The 25423-nt window shown below is 36.0% G+C and carries 22 protein-coding genes and 1 pseudogene; all 23 read left to right on the forward strand.

Features of this window, described 5'->3' with window-relative positions:
• Window position 1: 1 nt before the first annotated feature.
• The 23 genes and pseudogenes from E5N72_RS04225 (at window position 2) to E5N72_RS04335 (ending at window position 25135) form a co-directional block, all read left to right on the forward strand.
• Window positions 2-1081, forward strand: a complete 1080-nt coding sequence (locus E5N72_RS04225) for a DegT/DnrJ/EryC1/StrS family aminotransferase (protein WP_135923367.1) — start codon at window positions 2-4, stop codon at window positions 1079-1081.
• The gene (locus E5N72_RS04230) at window positions 1078-1767 is read left to right on the forward strand and encodes a WbqC family protein (RefSeq protein WP_135923368.1); all 690 of its coding nucleotides are present in this window, start codon (window positions 1078-1080) and stop codon (window positions 1765-1767) included. The genes E5N72_RS04225 and E5N72_RS04230 overlap by 4 nt, the downstream gene beginning before the upstream one ends.
• Window positions 1767-2729 (forward strand): hypothetical protein, encoded by a 963-nt coding sequence (locus E5N72_RS04235; RefSeq protein WP_135923369.1) that lies wholly within the window; start codon window positions 1767-1769, stop codon window positions 2727-2729. Before E5N72_RS04230 ends, E5N72_RS04235 begins: the two co-directional genes overlap by 1 nt.
• Window positions 2726-3673, forward strand: coding sequence for a sulfotransferase (locus E5N72_RS04240; protein WP_135923370.1), 948 nt, complete (start codon window positions 2726-2728; stop codon window positions 3671-3673). The genes E5N72_RS04235 and E5N72_RS04240 overlap by 4 nt, the downstream gene beginning before the upstream one ends.
• Complete coding sequence (locus E5N72_RS04245) at window positions 3670-5184, forward strand: oligosaccharide flippase family protein (RefSeq protein ID WP_135923371.1); 1515 nt, start codon at window positions 3670-3672, stop codon at window positions 5182-5184. The genes E5N72_RS04240 and E5N72_RS04245 overlap by 4 nt, the downstream gene beginning before the upstream one ends.
• A 193-nt stretch (window positions 5185-5377) precedes the next feature.
• Window positions 5378-6337, forward strand: coding sequence for a phosphoribosyltransferase family protein (locus E5N72_RS04250; RefSeq protein WP_135923372.1), 960 nt, complete (start codon window positions 5378-5380; stop codon window positions 6335-6337).
• Window positions 6337-7464 carry an O-antigen polymerase gene (locus E5N72_RS04255; protein WP_135923373.1) on the forward strand — a complete coding sequence of 376 codons (1128 nt, stop codon included), beginning with the start codon at window positions 6337-6339 and terminating at the stop codon, window positions 7462-7464. The genes E5N72_RS04250 and E5N72_RS04255 overlap by 1 nt, the downstream gene beginning before the upstream one ends.
• Window positions 7442-8476, forward strand: a complete 1035-nt coding sequence (locus E5N72_RS04260) for a glycosyltransferase (RefSeq protein ID WP_168246711.1) — start codon at window positions 7442-7444, stop codon at window positions 8474-8476. The genes E5N72_RS04255 and E5N72_RS04260 overlap by 23 nt, the downstream gene beginning before the upstream one ends.
• On the forward strand, window positions 8473-9309 hold the full coding sequence (locus tag E5N72_RS04265; protein ID WP_135923375.1) for a glycosyltransferase family 2 protein: 837 nt from the start codon (window positions 8473-8475) through the stop codon (window positions 9307-9309). The genes E5N72_RS04260 and E5N72_RS04265 overlap by 4 nt, the downstream gene beginning before the upstream one ends.
• A 21-nt stretch (window positions 9310-9330) precedes the next feature.
• Complete coding sequence (locus E5N72_RS04270; protein ID WP_135923376.1) at window positions 9331-10191, forward strand: sulfotransferase; 861 nt, start codon at window positions 9331-9333, stop codon at window positions 10189-10191.
• Window positions 10188-10934, forward strand: a complete 747-nt coding sequence (locus E5N72_RS04275; protein WP_135923377.1) for a glycosyltransferase family 2 protein — start codon at window positions 10188-10190, stop codon at window positions 10932-10934. Before E5N72_RS04270 ends, E5N72_RS04275 begins: the two co-directional genes overlap by 4 nt.
• Window positions 10935-11531, forward strand: coding sequence for a sugar transferase (locus tag E5N72_RS04280; protein ID WP_135923378.1), 597 nt, complete (start codon window positions 10935-10937; stop codon window positions 11529-11531).
• Window position 11532: 1 nt separating this feature from the next.
• The gene (locus E5N72_RS04285; protein WP_135923379.1) at window positions 11533-12708 is read left to right on the forward strand and encodes a DegT/DnrJ/EryC1/StrS aminotransferase family protein; all 1176 of its coding nucleotides are present in this window, start codon (window positions 11533-11535) and stop codon (window positions 12706-12708) included.
• A 56-nt stretch (window positions 12709-12764) separates the two neighbouring features.
• Window positions 12765-13670, forward strand: a complete 906-nt coding sequence (gene cysD, locus E5N72_RS04290; protein WP_135923380.1) for a sulfate adenylyltransferase subunit CysD — start codon at window positions 12765-12767, stop codon at window positions 13668-13670.
• The gene (gene cysN, locus E5N72_RS04295; RefSeq protein WP_135923381.1) at window positions 13670-15085 is read left to right on the forward strand and encodes a sulfate adenylyltransferase subunit CysN; all 1416 of its coding nucleotides are present in this window, start codon (window positions 13670-13672) and stop codon (window positions 15083-15085) included. The genes cysD and cysN overlap by 1 nt, the downstream gene beginning before the upstream one ends.
• 22 nt (window positions 15086-15107) lie before the next feature.
• On the forward strand, window positions 15108-16835 hold the full coding sequence (locus tag E5N72_RS04300; RefSeq protein WP_135923382.1) for an SLC13 family permease: 1728 nt from the start codon (window positions 15108-15110) through the stop codon (window positions 16833-16835).
• Window positions 16836-16889: 54 nt separating this feature from the next.
• Window positions 16890-17238 (forward strand): annotated as a pseudogene (locus E5N72_RS04305) (four helix bundle protein).
• 90 nt (window positions 17239-17328) lie between these two features.
• Window positions 17329-17928, forward strand: a complete 600-nt coding sequence (gene cysC, locus E5N72_RS04310) for an adenylyl-sulfate kinase (RefSeq protein WP_135923383.1) — start codon at window positions 17329-17331, stop codon at window positions 17926-17928.
• A 162-nt stretch (window positions 17929-18090) separates the two neighbouring features.
• Complete coding sequence (locus E5N72_RS04315; RefSeq protein ID WP_135923384.1) at window positions 18091-19068, forward strand: DHHA1 domain-containing protein; 978 nt, start codon at window positions 18091-18093, stop codon at window positions 19066-19068.
• A gap of 127 nt (window positions 19069-19195) precedes the next feature.
• A complete protein-coding gene (locus E5N72_RS04320; protein WP_135923385.1) occupies window positions 19196-21160 on the forward strand; it encodes a nucleoside-diphosphate sugar epimerase/dehydratase in 1965 nt (654 codons plus the stop codon).
• 130 nt (window positions 21161-21290) lie between these two features.
• The gene (locus E5N72_RS04325) at window positions 21291-22457 is read left to right on the forward strand and encodes a nucleotide sugar dehydrogenase (RefSeq protein WP_135923386.1); all 1167 of its coding nucleotides are present in this window, start codon (window positions 21291-21293) and stop codon (window positions 22455-22457) included.
• Between the two features lie 628 nt (window positions 22458-23085).
• Entirely contained in the window at window positions 23086-23994 is a 909-nt protein-coding gene (galU, locus tag E5N72_RS04330; RefSeq protein ID WP_135923387.1) for a UTP--glucose-1-phosphate uridylyltransferase GalU, read from the forward strand.
• 769 nt (window positions 23995-24763) lie between these two features.
• Window positions 24764-25135 carry a GxxExxY protein gene (locus E5N72_RS04335; protein ID WP_130050497.1) on the forward strand — a complete coding sequence of 124 codons (372 nt, stop codon included), beginning with the start codon at window positions 24764-24766 and terminating at the stop codon, window positions 25133-25135.
• Window positions 25136-25423: the final 288 nt, after the last annotated feature.

Consider the following 25423-nt stretch of genomic DNA (forward strand, 5'->3'; position numbering starts at 1 on the left):
AATGAGTATAGCGTTAAATAGCCCTGTTGCGCCTAATTTAGGAAAGTTAACCCAATATTTAGAGCAAGTGAATAATAGCGGTTGGTATACTAATTTTGGCCCGCTTCATCAACAATTAACCGAAAGGTTAGAGGCTTATTTAGGGGTTAAAAACCTACTGCTTGTTTCTAATGGCACTTTAGCTTTGCAAGTTGCAAGTAAAGTACTGGGTATAACTCATGCGGTAACCACGCCATTTAGCTTTGTTGCGACAACAAGTGCATTACTTTGGCAAAATATAAATACACAATTTTGTGACATAGACTCAAAAACTTTTAACTTATCACCTCAAGCGACTAAAAAAGCGTTGCAACTAGAGTCGTGTATTAACGGTATAGTCGCCACACACGTTTATGGTAACCCCTGTGATGTTGATGTGTTTGAACAGCTGTCACAGCAATATAATATCAAGGTGATTTATGATGCTGCACATGCTTTTGGCGTTAGAGTTAATGAGCAGTCGGTACTTAATTTTGGGGATGCGAGTACACTGAGCTTTCACGCAACTAAGGTATTTCATACCGTTGAGGGGGGGGCGATAGTTTTTAAGCGTAAAGAAGATTATGAAAAAGCAAAGCAACTGATTAACTTTGGTTTAGATAATGGTGAAATAACCGATGTGGGTATTAACGCAAAATTAAACGAGTATCAATGTGCGGTAGGTTTAACGTTACTTGATGACATTGACGAAGTAATAAAGCACCGATCTTTGCTTTTTAGTACATACCGGCAACAACTTGAAAAGATTGTAGAACTGCCAGAGTGGCATAAACAAGCTAATAGCAATGGTGCCTACTTCCCAATTAAGCTGCAAAGTAAACAACAATTAGAAAAAGTGTGTGAAGCGTTAAGCAAAAACGAAATTCAATATAGACCTTACTTTAAGCCCTCGTTAGAAACTGTATTTAGTCATTTAAAGTGCCATGGTGTTGAAGTATCAGCTGATGTAGCTGAAAAGATATTGTGTTTGCCTCTACATGCTAATATGACTTTAAAAGATATAAATTTAGTAAGTGATACAATTAAAGGAGCATTGAGATGAGCTTTGCCGTAATGCAGCCTTACTTGTTCCCTTATTTAGGTTACTACCAATTAGTTAACTCAGTAGATACCTTTGTTTTTTACGATGATGTTACCTACATTAAAAATGGTTATATCAACCGTAATAATATTTTAGTAAATGGCCAAGCCCAGCGTATAACTGTACCTGTACCTGGAGCGTCTTCAAATAAGCTAATTAAAGATTTACATTTTGATATTAATATAAAAAAAGTGCTCAAAACTATTCAGCAAGCATATATAAAAGCACCTTATTTTACAGCTGTTTATCCTATTATTGAGAAGGTGCTAACCAGTAAAGAACGTCAAGTTGCAGTATTATGCGCAAAAAGTATCACTTCAGTATTTAACTATTTAGATATTAGTAAAGAGTTTCTATTTTCAAGCGTTTTGGAGTATGAAAGGTCATTATCTGCCGCAGATAAGTTGCTTGCAATGGGGAAGGTACTTAATAGTACAGAGTACATTAATAGCCCTGGCGGTAAAAAATTGTATAGCAAAGAGTACTTTTCTGAAAAAGGTGTCAATTTATCTTTTATCGAAATGCAGAGTGTTAACTATGAACAAGCACATAATGATTTTGTACCTCATTTGTCGATGATTGATGTGCTCATGTGGAATAGTAAAGAACAAGTGAAATCGCTTTTTCAAGAATATAGGTTGGTTTAATGACGGCTATAGGCGGATATAATCAAATTACATTACCAAGTCTTAATACGTGTTTTCAACCCAATGTTTGTGAATTCCAGTCTGCGAGAGCTGCTTTATATGCGTATTTAGAAGCAAAAAAAATAGAGATGCTTTATTTACCAGATTATATTTGTGACAGCATATTCCCTGCAATTGAATCATTAAAAATCGAAATCAAGTTTTACTCTGTGAGTGAATTATTGTTGCCAAAGCAACAGTTCTTAAATATTGATGATGTAAGATCAAGGGTCATTTTAGTTAATTACTTTGGTTTGTTGACAAAGCCTATTAAAGAATTCGTAAATCAAAATCCTAGACTATTCATTGTAGATAACTCACAAGCTTTATTTGCTGAGCATATAGAAGGTACTGTAAGTATTTACTCACCTCGTAAGTTCGTAGGTATACCTGATGGCGGTTATCTCCTAGCGTCATGCGATATTCCAATGCCAAATGAAAGATTTGATTCTAGCCCTTATTTAAGTCACCTACTATTAAGAGCATCAGGAGATGTTAGTAAAGGGTATGAAAAATTTTTATCCGCGGAGCGAGCGCTCGATAGCTTTTATCCTAAGAGAATTTCTCAGATTTCTAGTTACATTCTTGCATCTACAAATAAAGAAAAAATAATACATAGCAGAAAAAGTAACTATGAATACTTTCAAAGAAAATTTGACGAAGCTAATAAATTGAACTTACCTCTTAATGATCAGGTTCCTCTATGCTATCCACTTAAGTTAGACTTTCCAGTAAATGAAATTTGTGAAGCACTAATCAAAAAGTCAATTTTTTTACCTCGGTATTGGCCAAGTAAATATAATGGTGAGGTTGGAATGGGTATGTTTGATAAGACACTGTTTTTACCCATAGATGAAAGGCTAAATTATAAAAAAATAGAGTTTTTATCTAATGAAATATCGAAGGTTGTAGGCATATTATGAAAGAAATTGATTTAATAAATACCTTTAGCTCTCTTGTTAATGGTGAGCATGAAAAGGTAACAGATAAAAAATACCCGTCTACATATATTGTTGGTTGTCCTAGAAGTGGAACGACCGCACTTTTACAATTGTTATCGCAAAGCGGAGCGTTTGCATATCCTACGAACTGTCTAACTCGATTCTCTGCTTCAATGAGTTATGCGACAGTAATACAAGAGTTGTTATTCAATGAAGAGTTCGGGTTTATACGTACAACAGATACGATAGATTTTAACTCAGAATACGGAAGGAGTAGTGGACCGTTAAATGCTAATGAATTCTTTCATTTTTACAGACGTTTTTTCCCTAATACTGATATTAAGCACTTAAATAAAACAGAACTTACCCAAGTTGATTGTGAAGGTTTAGAGGCAGAGCTAAAAATATTAAGCCAGTTCTATGATAAGCCATTTATAAGTAAAGGTTTAATGATGCAGTATAACTTAGAGTATTTTTACCGTAAGCTCGATAAACCAATTTTCTTGCATATCAAAAGAAATGAATTATTCGTAATGCAATCTATTTATAAGGCAAGAGTTAAAGAAAAGAAATCTGCTAATAATTGGTGGTCAGCAAAACCTAAGCAATTTGAAACTTTAAAAGATATGGATAAGTTTAGCCAGATTGCAGGACAGGTTTTCTATACTAATAATGCTATAGAAAATGCTTTACTAAATATTCCTGATAAATCAAAACTGATAGTCTCTTATGAGGATTTAGTGAGAGACCCTGTAGAAGTGCTAATAAAACTAAAAGAAAAATATCTGCAGAATGGCTTTGAATTACACTTTGAGGATATGCAAAAAATTTCGAAAAAGCTGAAGAACGGAAACGTAATTACCCTTGATGAGCAAATACTTACGCAGCTAAAACTTGCGTACGAAAAGCTAGCAAAAAATAAATGAGTAACTTGTCCTTAAAAAAGAATATAGGATTTAACTATTTAGGTAAGCTCTATAGTACCTTCATAGGTATATTGATTTTACCTATGTTTTTACAATATATGGGGGCTGAGGCTTATGGCTTAGTTGGCTTCTTTACGCTATTACAAGCATGGTTACAGCTATTAGATGTTGGAATGTCGCCAACTCTTGGCCGTGAAGTGGCACGTTTGAAAAACAATCATGATGAAGGTTGGCGTTTAACAACGGTTGTTAACACTGTCGAGCTTTTATTCATAAGCGTTGCCTTAGTTGCCGCAGTATCTTTATTTTGTTTGCAAGATTGGATAGCCACAAGTTGGTTAACTGTTGAAACTCTTAATGTAGACATAATAACAACAGCTATATCAATAATGGCGTTTATTGTGGCACTTAGGTGGGTAGCGTCAATAAACCGTAGTGGTATAAACGCTTATGAGCAACAGGTATGGATGAATGTAGTTGATATGATTATCAACACATTCCGATTTCCTGGGGCGTTATTACTAGTTATTTATTTGGATGGTGATGTACTTGCATATTTCTATTTTCAACTAGCTGTTGTGGTTGTTGAAGTTATAGTTATTCGCATAAAAATGCGAAGTTTATTACCTAGCCAACATGATAGGGTTAAATTATTTTCATTAGCTGAGCTAAAACGTATCGCGCCTTTTGCGCTAAGTATAGGTTACACAAGTGCAATCTGGATTTTATTAACGCAGCTAGATAAGTTGCTATTATCGAAATATTTAACTTTATCTGATTATGGTTACTTTATTTTGATTGGTATTGTTGCTAACGGTATAACAATGCTAAGCAGTCCTGTAACTAAAGCTTTATTACCAAGAATGACATCCATGCTGGCTGAGCAGGGCGAAAAACAAATGCTAGCACTTTACCAAACAGCTACTAAGTTTGTTGCATGTTTTATTTTTCCTATTGCTTTAGTCATTGTTTTAAATGCTGAAGTGGTTATATATACTTGGACAGGAGATACAACCGCTGCAAAATGGGTAGCTCCAATATTACCTTTATTTTGCTTAGGGAGCATGGTCCTAGCGGTTATGGTATTTCAATACCAATTACAATACGCACATGGTGTACTTAAATACCATGTACGTTGGAATACATTTTCGGTGTTAATTAACATTCCTCTAATCACTTACGCAGCTACCTATCATGGCGCACTTGGAGTTGGATGGGTTTGGTTTGCTTACAGATTATTCTCCTTAACGGTTTGGTGTGCATTTGTACATAGTAAATTTGCACCTGGTATGCACCTGAAATGGTTAAAAAATTGCGTCCTGCTCCCTTTTATTCTATCAGCTTCACTTGTTGCGATATTGCATTATATACTACCTCTAAGTGTAGATATGAGTAGATGGAAATTGTTTATATTACTGAGCTTGATTTCACTTATAAGTATCGTGCTATCAACGCTATTATTATTTAAAGATTTAATTCTAAGTAAACTTAACGACAAAAGAGCGGTTTGATTAAAATCATAAAAACGAGCTTCGCCAATAGAAAAGCGTTTTTTCGATTTTGTATTGAAATACAGAAGCCAGAATGTGGCTATACAACCTCAATATTTTTATAAGGTGTGGGTTAATATTGAGTTTATAAAAATTTAAAGAGTGTTAAATGTGAAGGTTAGTGTGGGAAAGTTAAAATGGAGCGTAGTCAATTATGAATTATAGAACAATTGAAAATATGAATGATTTAATTCAAAAAAACATTAAGAATTTTCATGACTTCGATTTAATAGTTGGCATACCTCGGAGTGGAATGCTACCAGCGTCAATAATATCTTTAAAGGTCAATGCTAGTTTATGCTCTTTAGATGAGTATATAAGTAATAGTGCACTTAAATCAGGAATAACCGGTAGGCATAAATCAAAATTTGAAACTGCACATGATGTTAAAAAAGTGTTGGTGGTTGATGATTCTATTCAGTCAGGGAGATCCATGCAGGATGCTAAGTCAAAAATTCCACTAGAATTAAGAAAGAATTGTAAATTTTGTGTGATATTTGGTACGAAAATAGCGCCAGAAGGGCTTGTTGATTTCTCATTGGAAAGAGTTGAAAGGCCAAGAGTATTTGAGTGGAATATTTTTCATCATTCAATTTTATCTAGTTCATGTGTAGATATAGATGGAGTTTTATGTGACGACATTGATAGAAGTGATGATGATGATGGCGTAGAGTATATAAAAAAACTTGCTGAGGTTAACGCATATATTAAACCAACAAAAGAAATTGACACTTTAGTTACTAATAGGTTGGAGAAGTATAGAAAAGAAACAGAGCAATGGCTTGATGCTAACTCTATTAAATATAAATGCCTTATTATGAATCCTGCTAAGACAGCTGAAGAAAGGAGAGCTCTAAATAATTATTCGAAGCACAAAGCTAAGGTTTATATTGAATCAAATAATTTGTTATTTATCGAAAGTAGTAAAAGGCAGTCTATTGAAATTGCAAATATATCAGGAAAGCCAGTTATATGTACTGATGATAATAGCATAAATTACCCAGGGGTTTTGAATTCTATATCAAGAAAAAGTGGTCTTATATATATTTTAAAAAAAGCACTTTTTAGAAATCAATTATTCATGAATCTTTATAGGAAGTGGAAAAATAAGTAATGCCATTATTTTTTGTTTTAATAATTATAAACTTATTATCTCTACTTTATCTTAATGCTGTAGATCCGGGGTTCTTGATATTGGGGACGGAAATCCCCCTTGTTTTTATTATTGATACGACTCTAACTGCGGTTATGTTCTTTTTTATATATCGCACATTAGACAAGTCTTATTTTGAAAGCTATTTCAGCTATTTCTGTTCTGAATTTAAAGGGAAGTATATTGCGATATTTTCTTGGGTTTATTTGGTTTATTATGTTTTTAATGTTGGGCACCTTTATTATATAGAGGGGAATAGAGAGTTAATTATTGAGAGTTACAATCCTACCTACTTGACCTTGTTAATGAGTAAAGTTGTTCTTTTTATAATTTGTTATAAGGTTTTTGAGTCATCTAAAAAGCAATACATGACAATAATACCTTTAGTGCTAGTACTTATTCTTCATGTTTTTCTATTGCAGTCTAGAACTGAGTTGTTACAGTTGATATATTTAGCTATAACCTTTGTAGTTATGTTTGGCCTTAAAGTATCGAAATTTAAACTCATGATAAGCATCTTTTTCTTGTTCTGTATTGGGACTTATATCTCAGTAATACAAGGGCGGGTAGCTGCGTCAGATTCATTTTTATTTACTTTTAACACTTTTTTTCGATATAAAGTATCAGCATTTCAATTAGCAGAATATTCTATCTCATTAGATTATAGTGCTGATAATATACTTACTCCCTTCTTTGGGTTTTTATCTGAGAAAATAATCTCTCCGGTTTTTGGTGTAAACGTTCCAATTGTAACATCAGGTTCAAATTTTTTGTCTGATTTTAAACCTGTTCCGCTATCTGGAGTAGCTAATGTACTTTATCCTCATTGGTCTTGGTTTTATGGAGCATTTGGATTGTTAGGTCTTTTTATAAAAGTGTTTTATTACGCTATATTACTAAAATTAGCTTTGAAGTTTCGCTTGATTAATACATTTCTATCCCTGGTCGTAATAATTATATTTGTACAAAGCTGGCGCCACCCCTTTATAAGTACTAGTGACTTTTATTCATTGGTAGGTATTATTTTATTAGATTGTTACTTAATTAAAAGAATAAGGATATATAGTGAAAATAATAGACTGGCCTAATGAGGGAGATGTTACATCTAATTGGGGAACTGATGAAGTTAAAGTAAGTGTTTGTTGTCTTTCATATAACCATGAGGATTATATTGAAGAGTGTGTTTTTGGCATGGTTAGCCAAAATACTCAATTTGCATTTGAAATTATAATACATGATGACGCCTCGACAGACGGTACTAGAAAAATTCTAGAGGACTTAAAGAATCGATATCCAAAAATAATTAAATTGATTTTACAAGACGAGAATCAATTCAGAAATGAAAAGATTATAGCTCCTAGATTCCTATTCCCCTTAGTTAAAAGCAAATATATAGCTATGTGTGAAGGCGATGATTACTGGACTGATAAGTTTAAGTTACAGTCTCAATTTGATTGTTTAGAAAAAAATAAGCATTTGGGCATGGTTGTTCATAAAGCTGTTGTTTTTGATTGTAATACTCAAAAGAATGTGAAAACTCGCCACTTTGCTGCTCTAAATAATAATGCTGAAACGCTCCCTTTTAAGGATTTCGCGCTTTCATACCTGCAGTTCGCGCCCACTAGCTCATATTTTTTTAGAACAAACCTAGTTCATGGATTGTATAATAAGATAAAAGGTTATTATGCAGGTGATTTATTTATTGAAATAATAACTGGTGTTAATGGTTTTGCTTTTATTAATAAAGAAATGAGTGTTTATAGGGTTTTTACTAAAGGTTCCTATTCTTATAATAATCAAGATAAGAAAAATGCTATTGAAGGTAAAATGATAGTTGCTAGTCAGCTTAGAGAGTTCAAAAACCATTTTTCTGACTACTCTGTTTCAAGAGTGATATTGAATAAAGCAATAAAGTACGAAGAGAGTGCACTCTATTTAAAGTTGAAGACAGATAAGGACTATGATTTATCGGTAATGTTTAAAGATGTTACCTTAACTGGGTTTTTGAGATCATTAAAGAGTATTAAGCTTACATGGGTACTGCTTCTTTGGTTATCTTCATTATGTATAAAAAAATTAAATTTTTCTAAAAAGCAATGAATACTACCTTATCTATTATTATTCCACATTTTAATTCTGTGGATTTGTTATCAAGACTTTTAAGCTCTATTCCTAATGATAGAGGTTACCAAATTATTGTTGTTGATGATAACAGTGCTGATTTTGAAATGGTTAAAGAGATTGTTTCTAATTATGATTCCGCTGAATTATATATTAATAGCTCGAATAATAAGGGCGCTGGAGCTGCAAGGAATATAGGGCTGAAAAAAGCTAAAGGTGATTACATATTATTCGCTGATGCCGATGACCTATTTGTTGATGGTGCCTTTGAAATAGTTGAGCAGTATTTTAAGTCAACTTTTGATATTGTGTTTTTTTCCCCTACTTCTGAAAATTTAAATACCGGTTTGGTAGGGGGGAGACATCTAAGGTATTCAAAACTTATTGATGAATATGTTGACAATGATAATGAGATAATAAGGTATAAATTTATAGTACCTTGGAGTAAACTTTATAGCCGATTTTTTCTTGAAAAACACAAAATAGCATTTGATGAGGTAATTGCATCTAATGATTTGTTTTTTTCTATTAAATCAGGCTGCTACGCTAATGCTATTAAAGTTACTAACTCTACAATTTACTCTGTTTCAGAGTCCTCATCTTCGATGACAAAGAATAAAAGTTTAGATAATTTTAATGTGCGCTTTAATACGGTATTAAAATGTAATAACTTTTTGAAATCACAGCCAGGTAACAGTTATCAGATCTCTTTTAAGATATTTTTAATTCGGAGCTTAAAATTTGGACCTCTTAAGTTTTTTAGTGTGTTACTAACTGTAATTAAAGAAAAGCTTTCTTTGGTTTTGGGATGAATATTCATAGGTATTCTATTAATGTTAAATAAAAGGTTAGTTTTTATCATTGGCCCGGCTCGTTCAGGCACTCATCTTGTTGCTTCGACGATTTCCAATGCTTTACCATCAGCTAAATATTTGGCTGAGATTAATGAATTCTGGAGTCAATATACTATCCAGAATCAAGATAAAGTGAATTTTGAAAATTATAATAAAGAAATGCTAGAAACTATTAGGAATGATTTTCTGAAATTAAGTGAGGGGGCTGATACAGTTATTGAAAAAACAGCTGCAAACTCCCTTCGAATTCAGTTTTTGAAATTATTATTTCCAGATGCGAAGTATATTTTTATAAAACGCAATTGTTTTCAAGTCATAGCATCAGTTTTAAAAAAGCAAAAGGGTAATATAAATAAAGTTACTAATAGTGGTAATGTTACTTTCTCATCTAGATTAGAGCTACTTATAGAGAGGGTTAGAAGTAAGGTATCAAAAGTAGAAAAGAGCCCTTCGAAAATGTGGAGGCTAATTTGTGACAATTTTGCCAATATATTAAATATCTTGAATCTGAAAAATGATACGCATTGGGGTCCAAAGTTTTGTTCTAAGTCATCTAGAGCTAAAGTAAAACACCCTGAGCTATATGCTTTTTTACAGTGGGCTGCTTGCACTTCTGAGATTGAAAATGTTAACAATGAAGATCGCAATAATTTATTTTTGGATTTTGAGGAAATAATTGAAAATCCAACAGAATTTTCTCAAAAAATTAATCATTTTTTAGGTTGTACAGATGTCAGCTTTAATATTGATTCAAGAGCAAACTTAATTGTCAATAAAAATGATTTTGAGTTTTATGATTTAATACAAAGCTTAAGCTCTATTCAGAAGGAGGGAGAATGAGTTTAGTCAGTATTATAACGCCTTCATACAAGTCAAAAAAATTCATAAAAGAAACACTATTATCAATACAGAACCAGACTTTTACTGATTTTGAAGTGCTAATTGTTGATGATGCTTCTCCTGATGACAGTGCTGATTATATTGAGGCTAATCTACCAGATGATCGTTTTCGATTAATTCGCCTTGAAAACAACCTTGGCGCTGCCGAAGCGAGGAATGAAGCCTTAAAGATTGCAAACGGTAGATATATCGCTTTTTTAGACTCTGATGACTTATGGAAAACTGAAAAGCTTGAAAGACAAATTCAGTTTATGGAAAGAAAAAATATTGCTTTTTCTTTTTCTGCCTATGAGGTCATAGATGAAAATGGCATTATAGTAAAAGATAAAATACCTGTTCCAGATAAAATAACTAAGTCGCAATATCTTGGAAATACTATAATAGGTTGCCTAACAGTTATATTAGATCGTACTAAGTTCAAACAGGATATTATAATGCCTAATTTACGTAGTAGTCATGATATGGCTCTATGGGTTAATTTGTTGGACGAGATAAAAGTAGCTCATGGATATAAAGATATTTTGGCTAGTTATAGACTTGTAGGAACATCTAACACTGCCAATAAAACTAAAGCAGCCAAGGAGGTTTGGCAAGTGTATCGAAACTACCTTCAGTATAACCGTTTTAAATCTTCGTATTACTTCATCAAGTATGCATTCAACGCTGTATTAAAGAGAATTTAAATGAATAAGACGAATAAAATTCTTAAAAGGTTATTTGATGTTGCACTCTCATTTTTTGGGTTGCTTCTATTTTGGCCTATTATTTTTATCGCATGGTGTGTTGCATCACTGGAAACTAAGTCTAATGGGTTTTTTATCCAAGTAAGGGTAGGTTTAAATGGTAACCTTTTTCATGTAATAAAAATTAAAACCATGAAGAAGGTACAAGGTGTTAGTACAAGTGTCACATCAAAAAATGATTGTAGAATTACTAAAAGTGGTTCTTTTTTTAGAAATACTAAAATAGATGAGCTACCACAGTTATGGAATGTTCTTATTGGTGACATGAGCTTTGTTGGCCCTAGACCAGATGTACCTGGCTATGCGGATCAGTTGCTCGGTGATGACAGAATTGTGCTGTCTATACGCCCAGGCATAACTGGTCCTGCTTCAATAAAATATAAGAATGAAGAAGAGCTTTTAGCTAACCAAAATGATCCGGAAGATTATAATAGGAAAGTTATATGGCCAGATAAAGTAAATGTTAATAAAGCTTACATTGAAAATTATTCATTCTTTAATGACATAAAATATATTTGGCAAACAATTGTAGGTTAATATGTTAAATACACCATTTTCACCATGGCCTAGCTTCTCACAAGAAGAAGCTGATGCAGTAAGCCGTGTTGTTTTATCAAATAAAGTTAATTACTGGACCGGCACTGAGTGTCGTGAATTCGAAAAAGAGTTTGCTGAATGGGCAGATAGTAAATATGCCGTTGCATTAGGTAATGGTACCTTAGCTCTAGATATTGCTTTGAAAGCATTAAATGTAGGTGACGGTGACGAAGTTATTACAACTCCACGTACATTTTTAGCTTCGGCTAGTAGCATTGTTACCGCCGGTGCAAATCCTGTTTTTGCTGATGTAGACTTAAACAGCCAAGCTATTACTGCAGAGTCTATTAAGGCTGTACTCACACCAAAAACTAAAGCTGTTATTGTTGTGCACTTGGCTGGTATGCCTGCTGAAATGGATGACATAATGGCCTTAAGTAAACAGTATGGCTTTTATGTGATTGAAGATTGTGCGCAAGCGCATGGAGCGAAGTATAACGGTAAATCAGTTGGGAGTATTGGTCATATTGGTGCTTGGAGCTTTTGCCAAGATAAAATCATGACTACGGGTGGCGAAGGAGGTATGGTTACTACGAACTCTAAAGCACTTTGGAGTAAAATGTGGAGCTATAAAGATCATGGTAAAAGCTTTGATGCAATATATAACCGTGAGCACCCACCAGGCTTTAGGTGGCTTCACGAAAGTTTTGGCACTAACTGGCGTATGACTGAAATGCAGGCTGTTATTGGTCGTATTCAGTTAACTCGTATGAGCGATTGGACTGCGAAACGACAAGAATATGCTGCAAAGCTTGATAATGCAGCAAGTGAGTTTAATTGCATTCGTTTAGTTGAAGTTCCCGATAATATAGAACATGCTGAATATAAACATTATATGTTTATTAAAACTGAGCATTTAGCAAAAGGATGGGATCGTGACCGTATAGTACACGAAATCATGGAGCGCGGCGTACCTTGTTTTCAAGGCAGTTGCTCTGAGGTTTATTTAGAAAAGGCTTTCGATAATACCCCATGGCGCCCTGAAAAACGCTTACCTAACGCAGTTGAATTAGGTGAAACTTCCCTTATGTTTTTAGTTCATCCTACTTTAACAGAATCTGAGATAGCTAAAACAACCCGAGTAATTCAAAATGTTTTACTCTTAGCCTCTAGTTAACTTTCAATTTAGTTTGCTAAGAGTGAATGGATAAACTTTTAAACAAGAAAATTTATATGAATCAAAAATTAACTCACCTCAAAGCTTTAGAAGCCGAGGCTATACATATTATCAGGGAAGTAGCTGCTGAGTTTGACAACCCTGTTATGCTTTACTCAATAGGTAAAGACTCATCTGTTTTATTGCATTTAGCTCGTAAAGCATTTGCTCCCGGCAAAATCCCGTTTCCTCTACTTCATGTTGATTCTCATTGGAAATTTAAAGAGATGATTGAGTTTAGGGATCGCATTGCCAATGAATATGGTTTTGATCTCATAGTCCACAAAAATATGGAAGGTGTAGAAGCTGGGGTAGGCCCGTTCACACATGGTAGTTCAAAGCACACTGATATAATGAAAACTCAAAGCTTAAAACAAGCTCTAAACAAAGGTAAATATGATGCAGCCTTTGGTGGAGCGCGCCGTGATGAAGAAAAATCGCGTGCTAAAGAACGAGTGTATTCATTCCGTGATAAAAATCACCGCTGGGATCCAAAGAATCAACGACCAGAATTATGGAATATTTATAACTCAAAAGTTGAGCAAGGCGAGAGTATACGTGTTTTTCCTTTAAGTAATTGGACTGAGCTTGATATATGGCAATATATTTACTTAGAGAATATTGAAATTGTCCCTCTTTACTTAGCTAAAGAGCGCCCTGTAGTTGAACGTGATGGTATGTTAATTATGGTTGATGATGAACGCATGCCAATTAAAGATAAAAGCGAAATTCAACATAAAATGGTTCGCTTTAGAACGCTTGGTTGTTACCCGCTTACAGGCGCTGTGGAGTCTGAAGCAACAACACTTCCAGAAATAATACAAGAGATGCTTTTAACTAAAACATCAGAAAGGCAAGGGCGCTTAATAGACCATGACTCGTCAGGCAGCATGGAAAAGAAAAAAATGGAAGGGTATTTTTAATGAGTCACGCATCTACGCTAATTGAATCGAATATTTTAGATTATCTTGATCAACACGAAAATAAAGAGTTGTTACGTTTTATTACTTGTGGTTCAGTTGATGATGGTAAAAGTACTCTAATTGGTCGCTTGTTACATGATTCAAAAATGATTTTTGAGGATCAGCTAGCAGCTATAGAGAAAGACAGTAAAAAAAGTGGTACTACAGGTGAGAAAGTAGATTTAGCATTATTGGTTGATGGATTACAGTCTGAACGCGAGCAAGGCATTACTATTGATGTTGCCTATCGTTATTTTTCGACAGATAAACGTAAATTTATAATTGCAGACACTCCTGGGCATGAGCAATATACAAGAAATATGGCAACAGGCGCTTCGACCGCTGATTTAGCTATAATCTTAATTGATGCTCGATATGGTGTTCAAACACAGACTAAGCGACATAGTTTTATTGTATCGCTGTTAGGAATAAAACACGTTGTTGTAGCAATCAATAAAATGGACCTTGTTGATTTCTCTGAACAAACATACAACGCTATTTGTGAAGATTATAAAAAACTAGCTGAATCTTTAAATATCCCAGATATTCACTTTGCACCAATTTCTGCTCTTAATGGTGACAACGTCGTTAATCAAAGCTCAAATACACCTTGGTATAAAGGTGGAGCATTGATGTCGTTATTAGAAGGTATTTCTATTGAGTCAGCTGAAACTTTAGACGAATTTCGTTTTCCTGTGCAGTATGTGAATCGTCCAAATCTTAATTATCGTGGTTTTGCCGGAACAATTTCTTCGGGTTGTGTTGCTGTGGGGGATGAAATTAAAGTTTTACCATCGGGCAAGCAAAGTAAAGTAAAAAGTATTGATACATTTGAAGGTTCAATTACAGAAGCTTGCGCTCCATTTGCGGTAACAATTACTACAGAAGACGAAATAGATATCAGCCGTGGTGATATGCTTGTTCACTTAAAAAGCTCTGCTAAACTTGCTGACCAAGTATCTGCACATATTGTATGGATGGACGAAAAAGTATTATCGCCTAACAAAGAATACTTAATGAAGTTTGCAACAAAAGAGGTAACGGGGTTCGTTTCATCTATCAGCAATAAAATTGATGTAAATACTCTTGAGAAGGAAAGTGCGGAATCTTTAGAGCTTAATGAAATAGCCCTGTGTGAACTAAAATTAAATAGCCAAGTTACTGTAGACCCATATAGCTTAAATCGTCAAACAGGTTCATTTATTATTATTGACCGTTTAACTAACGGAACTGTTGGTGCTGGTATGGTTGTTAATGCAACAAATATTTCAAGTACTAAACACCTTGAGAAAAAGCAATATACAGAAGCAGAAATCCAGTTAAATAAATATATTCGAACGCATTACCCTGAGTGGAATGCAAAAGAAATTAGCTAGTAAATATAAGTAAAGGGAACTTATGAATATTGAGCAGTACTTAATAGTTGCTATTTTCATAGCAACTATTATTTTTTTAGTTAAGTTTCAAAAGTTTCCTGAACGTGTTTTTGCCGCATCATGTTTGGCGTGCAGTGCGGCTAACTTAGTTTCAACTGAGCAATTACTCACGAATGCTGTTAACCCGGGCTTAGTAACGCTATTGCTTTTAGTTGTATGCGCATTTTCTTTTGAGCGTACCAGTTTTTTGCGAAAACTGGCTAATGTTTTATTGAATGGCTCAGTAGCTAAGTCTTACATTAGAACCTTATTAGCAACAATTGTAGCGTCAGGCTTTTTGAATAATACTGCGGTAGTCGCTACTTTAATTAGTCCAGTAAAAAACAATAAGCTGATTGCTCCGACCAAACTTTTATTACCTCTTTCTTATGCCGCTATATTAGGCGGCACTCTTACACTAATAGGTACTTCAACAAACTTAATAGTTAACTCTATGCTTATTGAGCGAGGCGCTGTGGGTTTTGAGTTTTTTGACTTTTTACCAATTGGATTAGCTGCAGTCGGAGCTTGTGTAGTGATAATGGCATTAACTATTAACCGACTTAAAGGTAAAGTAAGTAAAGTTGAGAGCTCTAGTGATTACTTTGTTGAAGCTAAAGTGAATACGGGCTCACCTTTAATAGGTAAAACAGTAGAGCAGAATGGGCTACGTAGTTTAGAAGCTCTGTTTTTAGTTGAGATAGTACGTGAAAAGCGCTTAATTTCGCCTATAACACCCTCACAAATTATTCAAGAAGGCGATAAGCTAATTTTTTCGGGCGATGTAACTAAGGTATTGGTGTTGCAACAATTTGAAGGTTTGAGCTTATTTGCTGAACAAGATGGCTTGTTGCGTGATAACTTAACCGAAGTCGTCATTAAGCCTGGAGCTGCTGTGGTAGGTAAAACATTAAAGACTGCCAGTTTTCGTGCTCGCTTTGATGCTGCCGTTGTCGCTGTGCGCCGTGAAGGCGAAAAGCTTTCGGGTAAGCTGGGTGATATCACTATTCAAAGTGGTGACTTTTTGATTCTTGCAGTCGGCCCTGACTTTGCCAAACGTACTAACTTAACTAAAAACTTTTTTATACTTAGCGGTGTAAAAGCCGATAACATGCTTAAAGGGATAAAAGAGCGTATTGTTATTTGGGGCTTTGTTGCAACCATTGCAAGCTCTCTGATTTTTGATATTAGCCTATTAAAAAGCTTTATATTTTACCTTGCAGTACTGGTGGGTTGTCGTTGTTTATCGCTAAACGAGATTAAGCGGCGTTTTCCGCTCGAGCTTTGGCTCATTGTAATGAGTGCTTTAACTCTAGCTACAGCCCTAGATAACTCAGGGGTCTCAAGGTTAATAGCCGAGCAAGTCAAAGGCTTGCTTGCTGGGCAAAGTGTTTATATCGCCTTTGTTGGTGTATTTTTACTTACTCTATTATTTACTGAGCTAATAACCAATAACGCTGCAGCAGCGCTGACCTTTCCAATTGCATTTACCATTGCTCAAGGTTTAGGTGTTAGTTATTTACCATTTGTACTCGCGGTTGCATTTGCCGCTAGTGGTAGTTTTATTAGCCCTTACGGTTATCAAACCAACTTAATGGTTTATAATGCCGGCAACTACAAATTAAGCGATTTCATAAAGTTTGGCCTACCGATTTCTATCACTTATAGTGTGGTCGTATTGGCCTTGATACCCATATTTTTTCCATTTTAAAAACGAGCACTATAGAGGTAAGATATCAGAGAAAAGAAGTAAGAAGGAACTGCGATGAATTTTGAAAAGTTAGATATTTGGAAAAGAGCTGTTAAATTAAGTGCAGAAATTTATAAAACCACTTCTGAAATAAATAACTATGCTTTCAGGAGTCAATTAACACGTTCAGGCACTTTCAGTGCCAAGCAATATTGCTGAGGGTGTTTGTAGAGATAGCTTTAAAGAAAAGAGTCGCTTTATTGATATTGCTAGAGCTTCTTTAGCTGAAGCTAGAACTTAAATTTACATAGGTTTAGAGGTTGGTTATATAGGGCGTGAAGTCGCTTTAAGCTGGATTGCAGAGTCAAAAGAGTTAGCTGCTATGTTGACAAGTTTAAAGAATCGTTTTGACTCTGAAATCTGAAATCTGAAATCTGAAATCTGAAATCTGAAATCTGAAATCTGAAATCTGAAATCTGAAATCTGAAATCAACCCTGAACCTCAAGAGGCAATATGACCGAGAACATTGTATGGCACACTCAAACCGTTTCGCGTGCTGAAAAAGAGCAACATAAAGGGCATAAGCCTTTATTACTTTGGTACACTGGGTTAAGTGGCTCAGGTAAGTCGACAATTGCAAATGCGGTTGAGGCAAAGTTATTTGAATTAGGTTGTCATACTTACTTGCTTGATGGTGACAACGTACGCATGGGCTTAAACAGAGGTCTTACTTTTAGTGACGAAGACCGCATCGAAAATATTCGCCGCATTAGTGAAGTTGCAAAGCTGTTCGTTGATGCAGGTTTAATTGTATCAACCGCGTTTATTTCACCGTTTAAAGAAGACCGTGCTCGCGCTAGAAGTATTATGAGCCAGGGCGAGTTTGTTGAAGTGTTTATTGATACGCCGCTAGAGGTTTGCGAGAGCCGCGACCCTAAAGGGTTGTACAAAAAAGCACGTGCAGGTGAGATCCCTAATTTCACAGGTATTAGCTCGGCTTTTGATGTACCAGAGCAACCAGAGATTCATGTAAAAACAGCAGAACAAAGCATTGAGCAAAGTGTTGAGCAAATTATTGGCTATTTGCGCAAAGCAGGGATTATAGAAATCTAGAGCCAGAAACCTGATTACTGACGTCTAACAACTGATATCTGTCTGTTGACCTCTGATATCTAACCTTTGATGTCTAACTTCTGACCTCTAATATCTGACTTCTAGCTTCTAATTTCTAAATCCTAGCGCCTAATGCTTTATCCTTTATTACTTTGAGATTTTATGAACTACGATATTTTTAACGGCGATGCTGATGGCATAATCGCTCTTTTACAGCTACAGCTAGCGAACCCTATAGATAGCGTTAAAGTAACCGGTGTGAAACGCGATATTCAATTATTAAAAAAAATCACCCCAAAAGCCGGTGATAATATTCGTGTACTCGATATTTCGATGGAAAAAAATATGGCAGAACTGCACGATGCGCTATGTGTTGGGGCGCGAGTTATGTATGTTGACCATCATAAAGCGGGTGATATTCCAAAGCACGTTAACTTATTTGCACATATTAATTTAGATGCGAATATGTGCACTAGTTTAATAGTAAGCGACCTTATCGATAAGCAGTACCACTTATGGGCCATTACAGCAGCTTATGGTGATAACTTATTTACTAAAGCTGACTGTGAGGCTGATAAATTAAACCTTACAGAGCTTGAAAAGTCGCAGTTAAAAGCATTTGGTACTTACATTAATTACAATGGCTACGGCAGTGAAATTGCCGATTTACACTTTGCTCCAGAAGACTTGTTTAATGAGCTACTTAAATATGAGTCTCCTTTTGATGCAATTAACGATCTTGGGTCGGTTTATTATGTATTAGAAAGAGCCTACAAAGCAGATATGCAAAAAGCAGCATGTGCTGAAGTTATACATAATTGCGAGACAGCTAAAGTTATTTTACTTGAAGATGCGCCATGGGCTCGCCGTGTAAGTGGCGTATTAGGCAACGACCTTGCAAACCAAGCGCCAAGTAAAGCCCATGCTGTGCTTACCTATAACAATAAAGGAAGTTACACAGTAAGTGTGAGAGCGCCACTCAATAATAAGAAAGGCGCTGTTGATGTATGCAGTCTGTTTGCTACTGGAGGTGGCCGAGCAGCTGCTGCAGGTATTAACGAATTACCAAAAGAGTCAGTAGGTGAGCTGGTTGAAGTTTTAGCGAATTTTTATAAAAAGGTTGGTGAAATCAATAGTTAATAAAAATGTATTGGTTTTTGGTGATTTTTACTCTCACTAGCTATATTATATGGATGTATAACAATCATTAAGCTTTTGCTCAGTTAGGACAACTGATAATTCAAGCTTAATACAAAAGGGATTTCAAGTGGACAAAATAATAGACTCTATCTTTAACGCGCCTCGTTCTAAAAAGCGCGCTATCACTCTAGTTGTTGATTCATTTTTTATTTTTTCGGCCTTTTGGCTTGCCTTAGTTGTTCGGCTCGACAGCTTGGCCCCCTTGTATGTTCTTGAGTACTGGTTTGTACTTGGCTTATTGTTGCCTACCTCATTAATTGCTTTTGTTAACCTAGGCTTATACCGTGCGGTGCTTCGTTATATGAACGCTCAAGCATTGTGGGCCATTGTTATTGGTACCTTAATAGCCACTGTAGCACTGGTTATATTCTCGTTTTTTTTAGGGGTGATGATGCCCCGTTCTATGCCTTTTATTTTTGCTTGGCTTTGTTTATTAACAGTCGGTGGTTCACGCATTGTAGTGCGCGCTATGATTGGCAAAATGTCTACATCACATAAAGAGCAAGTTATAATTTATGGTGCTGGGTCATCAGGTAGGCAACTTGCAACAGCGCTAGAGGCCGGGCCAGAGTACCATGTACGCGCATTTATAGACGACGATGTAACAAAGCAAGGTTCAATAATTCAAGGTGTACCTGTATATGCATTTAACGACATACATACCCTAATTGATAAACGAAATATTGGTAAAATATTGCTAGCTATGCCAAGCGAGAGTCGCTCACGCCGTAAAGAGGTACTTGCGCAATTAGAGCCGTTAGCAATACAGATTTTGTCGATCCCGGGTATGGCCGATATTGTAGGTGGTAAAGCTAAGCTTTCTGAATTTAGAGAAGTCGAAATAGAAGACCTATTAGGCCGTGATTCGGTAGAGCCAAAACCTGAGCTAATGGCTGCTAATATAACAAATAAAGTAGTTATGGTTACCGGGGCTGGTGGTTCTATTGGCTCTGAGTTATGTAGGCAAATTATTAAGCAGCAACCTAAAAAGCTTATTTTGTTTGAGGTAAACGAGTTTGGCTTATACTCAATCGAAAAAGAGTTGTGCGAACATATTCAAGCGAATGAGCTTAATATTGAGCTTGTGCCAATTATGGGCTCTGTTCAGCGTATAAACCGCATTGAGACTGTAATGATCACCTTTGGAGTGCACACCGTTTACCATGCTGCTGCTTATAAACATGTGCCTTTAGTTGAGCATAATGTGGTTGAAGGTGTACGTAATAACGTATTTGGTACCTACTACGCAGCTAAAGCAGCAATGAATGCTAAAGTCGAAACCTTTGTACTTATATCTACCGATAAAGCTGTACGCCCAACCAATGTTATGGGGGCTACTAAGCGCATGGCCGAGTTATGCTTACAAGGGTTAGCGCAAAATAAAGGTAAGCAACATAATACCCGTTTTTGTATGGTGCGGTTTGGGAATGTACTTGGCTCGAGCGGCTCTGTAGTGCCATTGTTCCGTAGGCAAATTAAAGAGGGCGGGCCAATTACCTTAACTCATCAAGATATAACGCGCTTTTTTATGACCATTCCAGAGGCTGCACAATTGGTAATACAAGCCGGTGCTATGGGTAAAGGTGGCGATGTATTTGTGCTCGACATGGGCGAACCTGTAAAAATTAAAGACCTCGCTACAAAAATGATTCGCTTATCGGGTTTTGAGGTTAAAAGCAGTGCTAACCCACATGGCGATATTGCCATAGAGTGCACAGGCTTACGCCCTGGTGAAAAGCTCTACGAAGAGCTATTAATTGGCGATAACGTAGGCGAAACTTGCCACGAGCGAATTATGACTGCTAACGAAGTAATGCTGCCGCTTGCCGAAATTAATGTATTTTTAGAAGCATTTGATATTGCTTGCCATAATTTTGATCACGAAACAATTCGCCAGCTGTTATTAGACGCACCTACTGGCTTTAACCCTACCGATGGTATTTGCGATTTAGTATGGACTGCTAAACAAAATAAAGAACAATCTACCACAAACGAGCCTCTAGAAAATAAAGTTGTTAACTTTAAAGGCTAGGCTTTGTGTAACAGATTGGTTTTTAATATTTATAACAAATGGTAGTATTTATGGTTATGCTTGGCTTTACTTATCTTGAGTAAGTGGTCTTAAGCTAGGCTATAAAGTTTTTTGAAAGGATGATTTATAAATGAAAATAGCAGTAGTGGGTACTGGTTATGTGGGCTTGTCAAACGCAATGTTGCTTGCGCAGCATAACGAAGTAGTCGCCCTAGATATAGACGAACAAAAAGTTAGTTTATTACAAAACAAGCAATCACCGATTGTTGATACCGAAATAAGCGACTTTTTAGTTAATAAATCGCTTAATTTTACTGCTACCACTAACAAAGAGTCAGCCCTTTTAAATGCTGAATTTGTTGTAATTGCCACCCCAACAGACTACGACCCAGACACTAACTATTTTAATACTCGCTCGGTTGAGTCGGTAATTAGTGATGTATTAGCGATTAATCCAACAGCAACCATGGTAATTAAATCAACCGTGCCTGTTGGTTACACTAAATCGGTTAAAGAGCAGTTTGGTACAGAAAATATAATTTTCTCTCCAGAGTTTTTACGTGAAGGTAAAGCACTTTACGATAACTTGCACCCATCACGTATTATTGTTGGTGAACAAAGTGAGCGAGCAAAAACATTTGCCAACTTACTCGCTGAGGGCGCCGTAAAAACTAACATCGAGATTTTATTTACTGACTCAACCGAAGCAGAGGCGATTAAGTTATTTTCGAATACTTATTTGGCAATGCGTGTAGCTTACTTTAATGAGTTAGACAGCTACGCTGAAAGTCATGGCTTAGATGCAAAGCAAATTATCGAGGGCGTAGGGTTAGACCCACGCATAGGTAAGCACTATAACAACCCATCGTTTGGCTATGGCGGTTACTGTTTACCTAAAGATACTAAGCAGCTACTCGCTAACTACCAAGATGTGCCTAACAATATGATCCGCGCTATTGTAGATGCCAACACAACCCGCAAAGATTTTATTGCAAATTCAATTATTAAACAAAACCCTAAGGTGGTTGGTATTTACCGTTTAGTGATGAAATCGGGCTCTGATAACTTTAGAGCATCTGCCATTCAAGGCATTATGAAACGCATTAAAGCTAAGGGGATTGAGGTAGTCGTTTACGAGCCAACCTTTGAGGGTGATGCATTTTTTAATTCGCGTGTAATTAAAAATCTTGATGAGCTTAAAAGTATCTCTGATGTAATTGTATCGAACCGCATGGCCGAAGAGCTGCAAGATGTAGCTGACAAGGTTTATACTCGCGATTTGTTCGGAAGTGATTAAGGCGAAATAGCTTTCAGCTGTCAGTTTTGAGCCGAGCAGTGTTGTTTGTAGGCCTTTATCAAAGGCCTAAATCGTAGAAGGCACTTTAGTGCCAAAAATATTTTCACAAAGAGAAGTGAACGAGAAGGGAAAGAGGAAGTGATAATAAAGCTTTTTGTTTTCTCTAAAGAGCAGCGCCTCTTAGTTTCTTTGTGCAAATATATGCCTTTGATATAGGTGTGAAATTTATTTTGCGAAGATTTATTCATAAAGAGAAGTGAATGAGAAAAGAATGAGGAAGTGATAATTATGCTTTTTGTTTTCTCTAAAGCGAAGCGCCTCTTAGTTTCTTTGTGCAATTATATGCCTTTGATATAGGTGTGAGATTTATTTCGCGCGAAGATTTATTCACAAAGAGAAGTGAATGAAAAAAGAATGAGGAAGTGATAATAATGCTTTTTGTTTTTTCTAAAGCGAAGCGCCTCATAACCTCTTTGTGAGATATTTCTTTGGTAAATTGTATCTCTTTTACTCTTTGTAAACATCAGTATCTACGAAAAATAAAATTAAAAATCATTCAGCTTGTATCTACTTTGGTACTGTTAGTTTGGTGTTATTGTAGATTTAATTATTAAATAAGGGACTAATTATGAAAGCAGTGATTCCAGTTGCGGGCCTTGGTACCCGTATGCTCCCAATGACTAAAGCAATTCCAAAGGAAATGTTACCTTTAGTTGATAAGCCGCTTATTCAATACATTGTTAATGAATGTGTTTTAGCTGGCATAAAAGAAATTGTGCTAGTTACGCACAGCTCTAAAAACGCTATTGAAAACCATTTTGATACCAGCTTTGAGCTTGAGGCAACACTTGAAAAGCGTGTTAAACGTACGCTACTTGAAGAAGTGCGCTCAATTTGCCCACCAGATGTAACCATTATGCATGTTCGCCAAGGTGAAGCGAAAGGCTTGGGCCATGCGGTATTATGCGCAAAACCAATCGTAGGTGATGACGACTTTGTAGTGGTACTGCCAGATGTTATTTTAGATGGCTACACCGCAGACCAAAAAACCGAAAACATTGCCGCGATGATCGAGCGTTTTAACGATGTTAAAGCAAGTCAGATTATGCTTGAACCTGTACCACAAGAAAGTGTTCACAAGTACGGTATTGCTGATATCGGTGGCGTTAAAATTAAAGCCGGCGAAAGCGCACCAATTAAAACGATGGTTGAAAAACCAAAAGCTGAAGAAGCACCATCTAATTTAGCGGTTGTTGGCCGTTATGTGTTATCAAAAGCTATTTGGCCGTTACTTGCTAAAACACCTGCTGGTGCGGGTGGCGAAATTCAGTTAACAGATGCGATTGACGAGCTTATGAAAACTGAGGTTGTTGAGGCGTTCCACATGAGTGGCCGAGCACATGATTGTGGTGATAAGTTAGGTTATTTAAAAGCGATTATAGAGTACGGTATCCGTGACGAAAAACTAGGCGGTGAGTTCTCTGAGTTTTTAAACGATATTGTTGCGCCTAAAGTGAGTCACTTAAAAGCGGTTTAATTAGTTTTTGAGTTTCTGAAATATTCAAACGCCTACACATTGTGTAGGCGTTTTTGTTTATTAAATAGCATTTTAAACACAAAGGGGGCGAGGATTACAGATTGAGATAATTAATAGACTTAAGGTGAATGTGTAGACTCTTTACTAAAGTGATATTTGATACCGTAGGTCTGAAATTTATTATGCACGTAAGATCTCTTTTGAACCACAGAGGACACAGAGAACACAGAGGTAAATACGGCAAGACTAAAAACTCAGAAAGAGCTGTTTGGTAGTGTTATGTTAGTTTGTGGGATGTTTTGGATACCAAAATTTTAAGAGCTTTGAACCACAGAGGGCACAGAGGAAGAGAAAGAGGGTATAAGGTGCTTTATCTTCAGCCCGGTGTTTTATGAGTTTTAGAATTAATTTAATTTTCTCTATGTAGCGCCTCGGTGTGCAGTGTTTATGTCTTTAATCTAATTAGAACCGCAGAGGGCATAGATAGCACAGAGGAAGAGAAGGAGGTCTTTAAGCTTTCAGCCGTTAGGTTTCAGGTAAATTGTGTTGTTTGTGGGTCAGACATTGGTTGATGGAATGGTGTTGTATATAAGACGCACCAAGCAGGTGTGACGCCTACTGTTTAATATTTTATTTATCCATGTAGCGCGCAGCGCCTCGGCGTGCTCTGTAGTTCAAAAAGTATTTTTCGTATTATTAGTAAGATAATTTAAGCTATTCTTAAATTATAAACAGCTTTTAAATGTTCAATATTAGCAAGGATGGCTATATGGAAATGGATATAATTACCCGTAAAGTAATAGCGTGTGCTATTGAGGTACATAAACAATTAGGGCCAGGTTTATTAGAGTCTACCTATGAAAGTTGCTTGGTATATGAATTGCTGCAAGTTGGCTTTTCACCACTTAACCAAGTTGAGTTACCTATTTCATACAAGAGTGTCTGTTTAGATGCTGGGTATCGACTTGACATATTGCTTCCAAAGTCGCTAATTATCGAATTGAAAGTAGTAGAAAAGCTTTTACCCATTCACACAGCACAGTTAATTACATATTTAAAATTAACCGACATCAAAACAGGTTTGCTTATTAACTTTAATGTTACAAGGTTGGTGGATGGTATTAAGCGAATTCAAGTTTAGTTTTTCTCTTGGCTTGAAAATTAATTGGAGCCACTGATGTATCAAGGTCAAGCGCCTGCTTACTCTGAGCTCTCATCACTATATAGTGCGAAGCGCCTCTGTGCTCACTGTGGTTAAAAATTATTCAAACTTAATTACATCATAGGCGCTACAGTTAGCTCCCTTGTTTAAATTTCTAATTATAACTTTGATTTTCTCTGTGTAGCGCGCAGCGCCTCTGTGTGCTCTGTGGTTCAAAATTATTCAAACCTAATTACATCATAGGCGCTACAGTTAGCTCCCTTGTTT

It is taken from the genome of Pseudoalteromonas sp. MEBiC 03607 (genome assembly GCF_004792295.1).
In the GTDB taxonomy this organism is placed as follows: Bacteria; Pseudomonadota; Gammaproteobacteria; order Enterobacterales; family Alteromonadaceae; genus Pseudoalteromonas; species Pseudoalteromonas lipolytica_C.

Excerpts from the sequence above, each read along its gene's own strand:
- E5N72_RS04225 (WP_135923367.1), top strand. The coding sequence starts at position 2 with ATGAGTATAGCGTTAAATAGCCCTGTTGCGCCTAATTTAGGAAAGTTA.
- E5N72_RS04230 (WP_135923368.1), top strand. The coding sequence starts at position 1,078 with ATGAGCTTTGCCGTAATGCAGCCTTACTTGTTCCCTTATTTAGGTTAC.
- E5N72_RS04235 (WP_135923369.1), top strand. The coding sequence starts at position 1,767 with ATGACGGCTATAGGCGGATATAATCAAATTACATTACCAAGTCTTAAT.
- E5N72_RS04240 (WP_135923370.1), top strand. The coding sequence starts at position 2,726 with ATGAAAGAAATTGATTTAATAAATACCTTTAGCTCTCTTGTTAATGGT.
- E5N72_RS04245 (WP_135923371.1), top strand. The coding sequence starts at position 3,670 with ATGAGTAACTTGTCCTTAAAAAAGAATATAGGATTTAACTATTTAGGT.
- E5N72_RS04250 (WP_135923372.1), top strand. The coding sequence starts at position 5,378 with ATGAATTATAGAACAATTGAAAATATGAATGATTTAATTCAAAAAAAC.
- E5N72_RS04255 (WP_135923373.1), top strand. The coding sequence starts at position 6,337 with ATGCCATTATTTTTTGTTTTAATAATTATAAACTTATTATCTCTACTT.
- E5N72_RS04265 (WP_135923375.1), top strand. The coding sequence starts at position 8,473 with ATGAATACTACCTTATCTATTATTATTCCACATTTTAATTCTGTGGAT.
- E5N72_RS04270 (WP_135923376.1), top strand. The coding sequence starts at position 9,331 with ATGTTAAATAAAAGGTTAGTTTTTATCATTGGCCCGGCTCGTTCAGGC.
- E5N72_RS04275 (WP_135923377.1), top strand. The coding sequence starts at position 10,188 with ATGAGTTTAGTCAGTATTATAACGCCTTCATACAAGTCAAAAAAATTC.
- E5N72_RS04280 (WP_135923378.1), top strand. The coding sequence starts at position 10,935 with ATGAATAAGACGAATAAAATTCTTAAAAGGTTATTTGATGTTGCACTC.
- E5N72_RS04285 (WP_135923379.1), top strand. The coding sequence starts at position 11,533 with ATGTTAAATACACCATTTTCACCATGGCCTAGCTTCTCACAAGAAGAA.
- cysD (WP_135923380.1), top strand. The coding sequence starts at position 12,765 with ATGAATCAAAAATTAACTCACCTCAAAGCTTTAGAAGCCGAGGCTATA.
- cysN (WP_135923381.1), top strand. The coding sequence starts at position 13,670 with ATGAGTCACGCATCTACGCTAATTGAATCGAATATTTTAGATTATCTT.
- E5N72_RS04300 (WP_135923382.1), top strand. The coding sequence starts at position 15,108 with ATGAATATTGAGCAGTACTTAATAGTTGCTATTTTCATAGCAACTATT.
- cysC (WP_135923383.1), top strand. The coding sequence starts at position 17,329 with ATGACCGAGAACATTGTATGGCACACTCAAACCGTTTCGCGTGCTGAA.
- E5N72_RS04315 (WP_135923384.1), top strand. The coding sequence starts at position 18,091 with ATGAACTACGATATTTTTAACGGCGATGCTGATGGCATAATCGCTCTT.
- E5N72_RS04325 (WP_135923386.1), top strand. The coding sequence starts at position 21,291 with ATGAAAATAGCAGTAGTGGGTACTGGTTATGTGGGCTTGTCAAACGCA.
- galU (WP_135923387.1), top strand. The coding sequence starts at position 23,086 with ATGAAAGCAGTGATTCCAGTTGCGGGCCTTGGTACCCGTATGCTCCCA.
- E5N72_RS04335 (WP_130050497.1), top strand. The coding sequence starts at position 24,764 with ATGGAAATGGATATAATTACCCGTAAAGTAATAGCGTGTGCTATTGAG.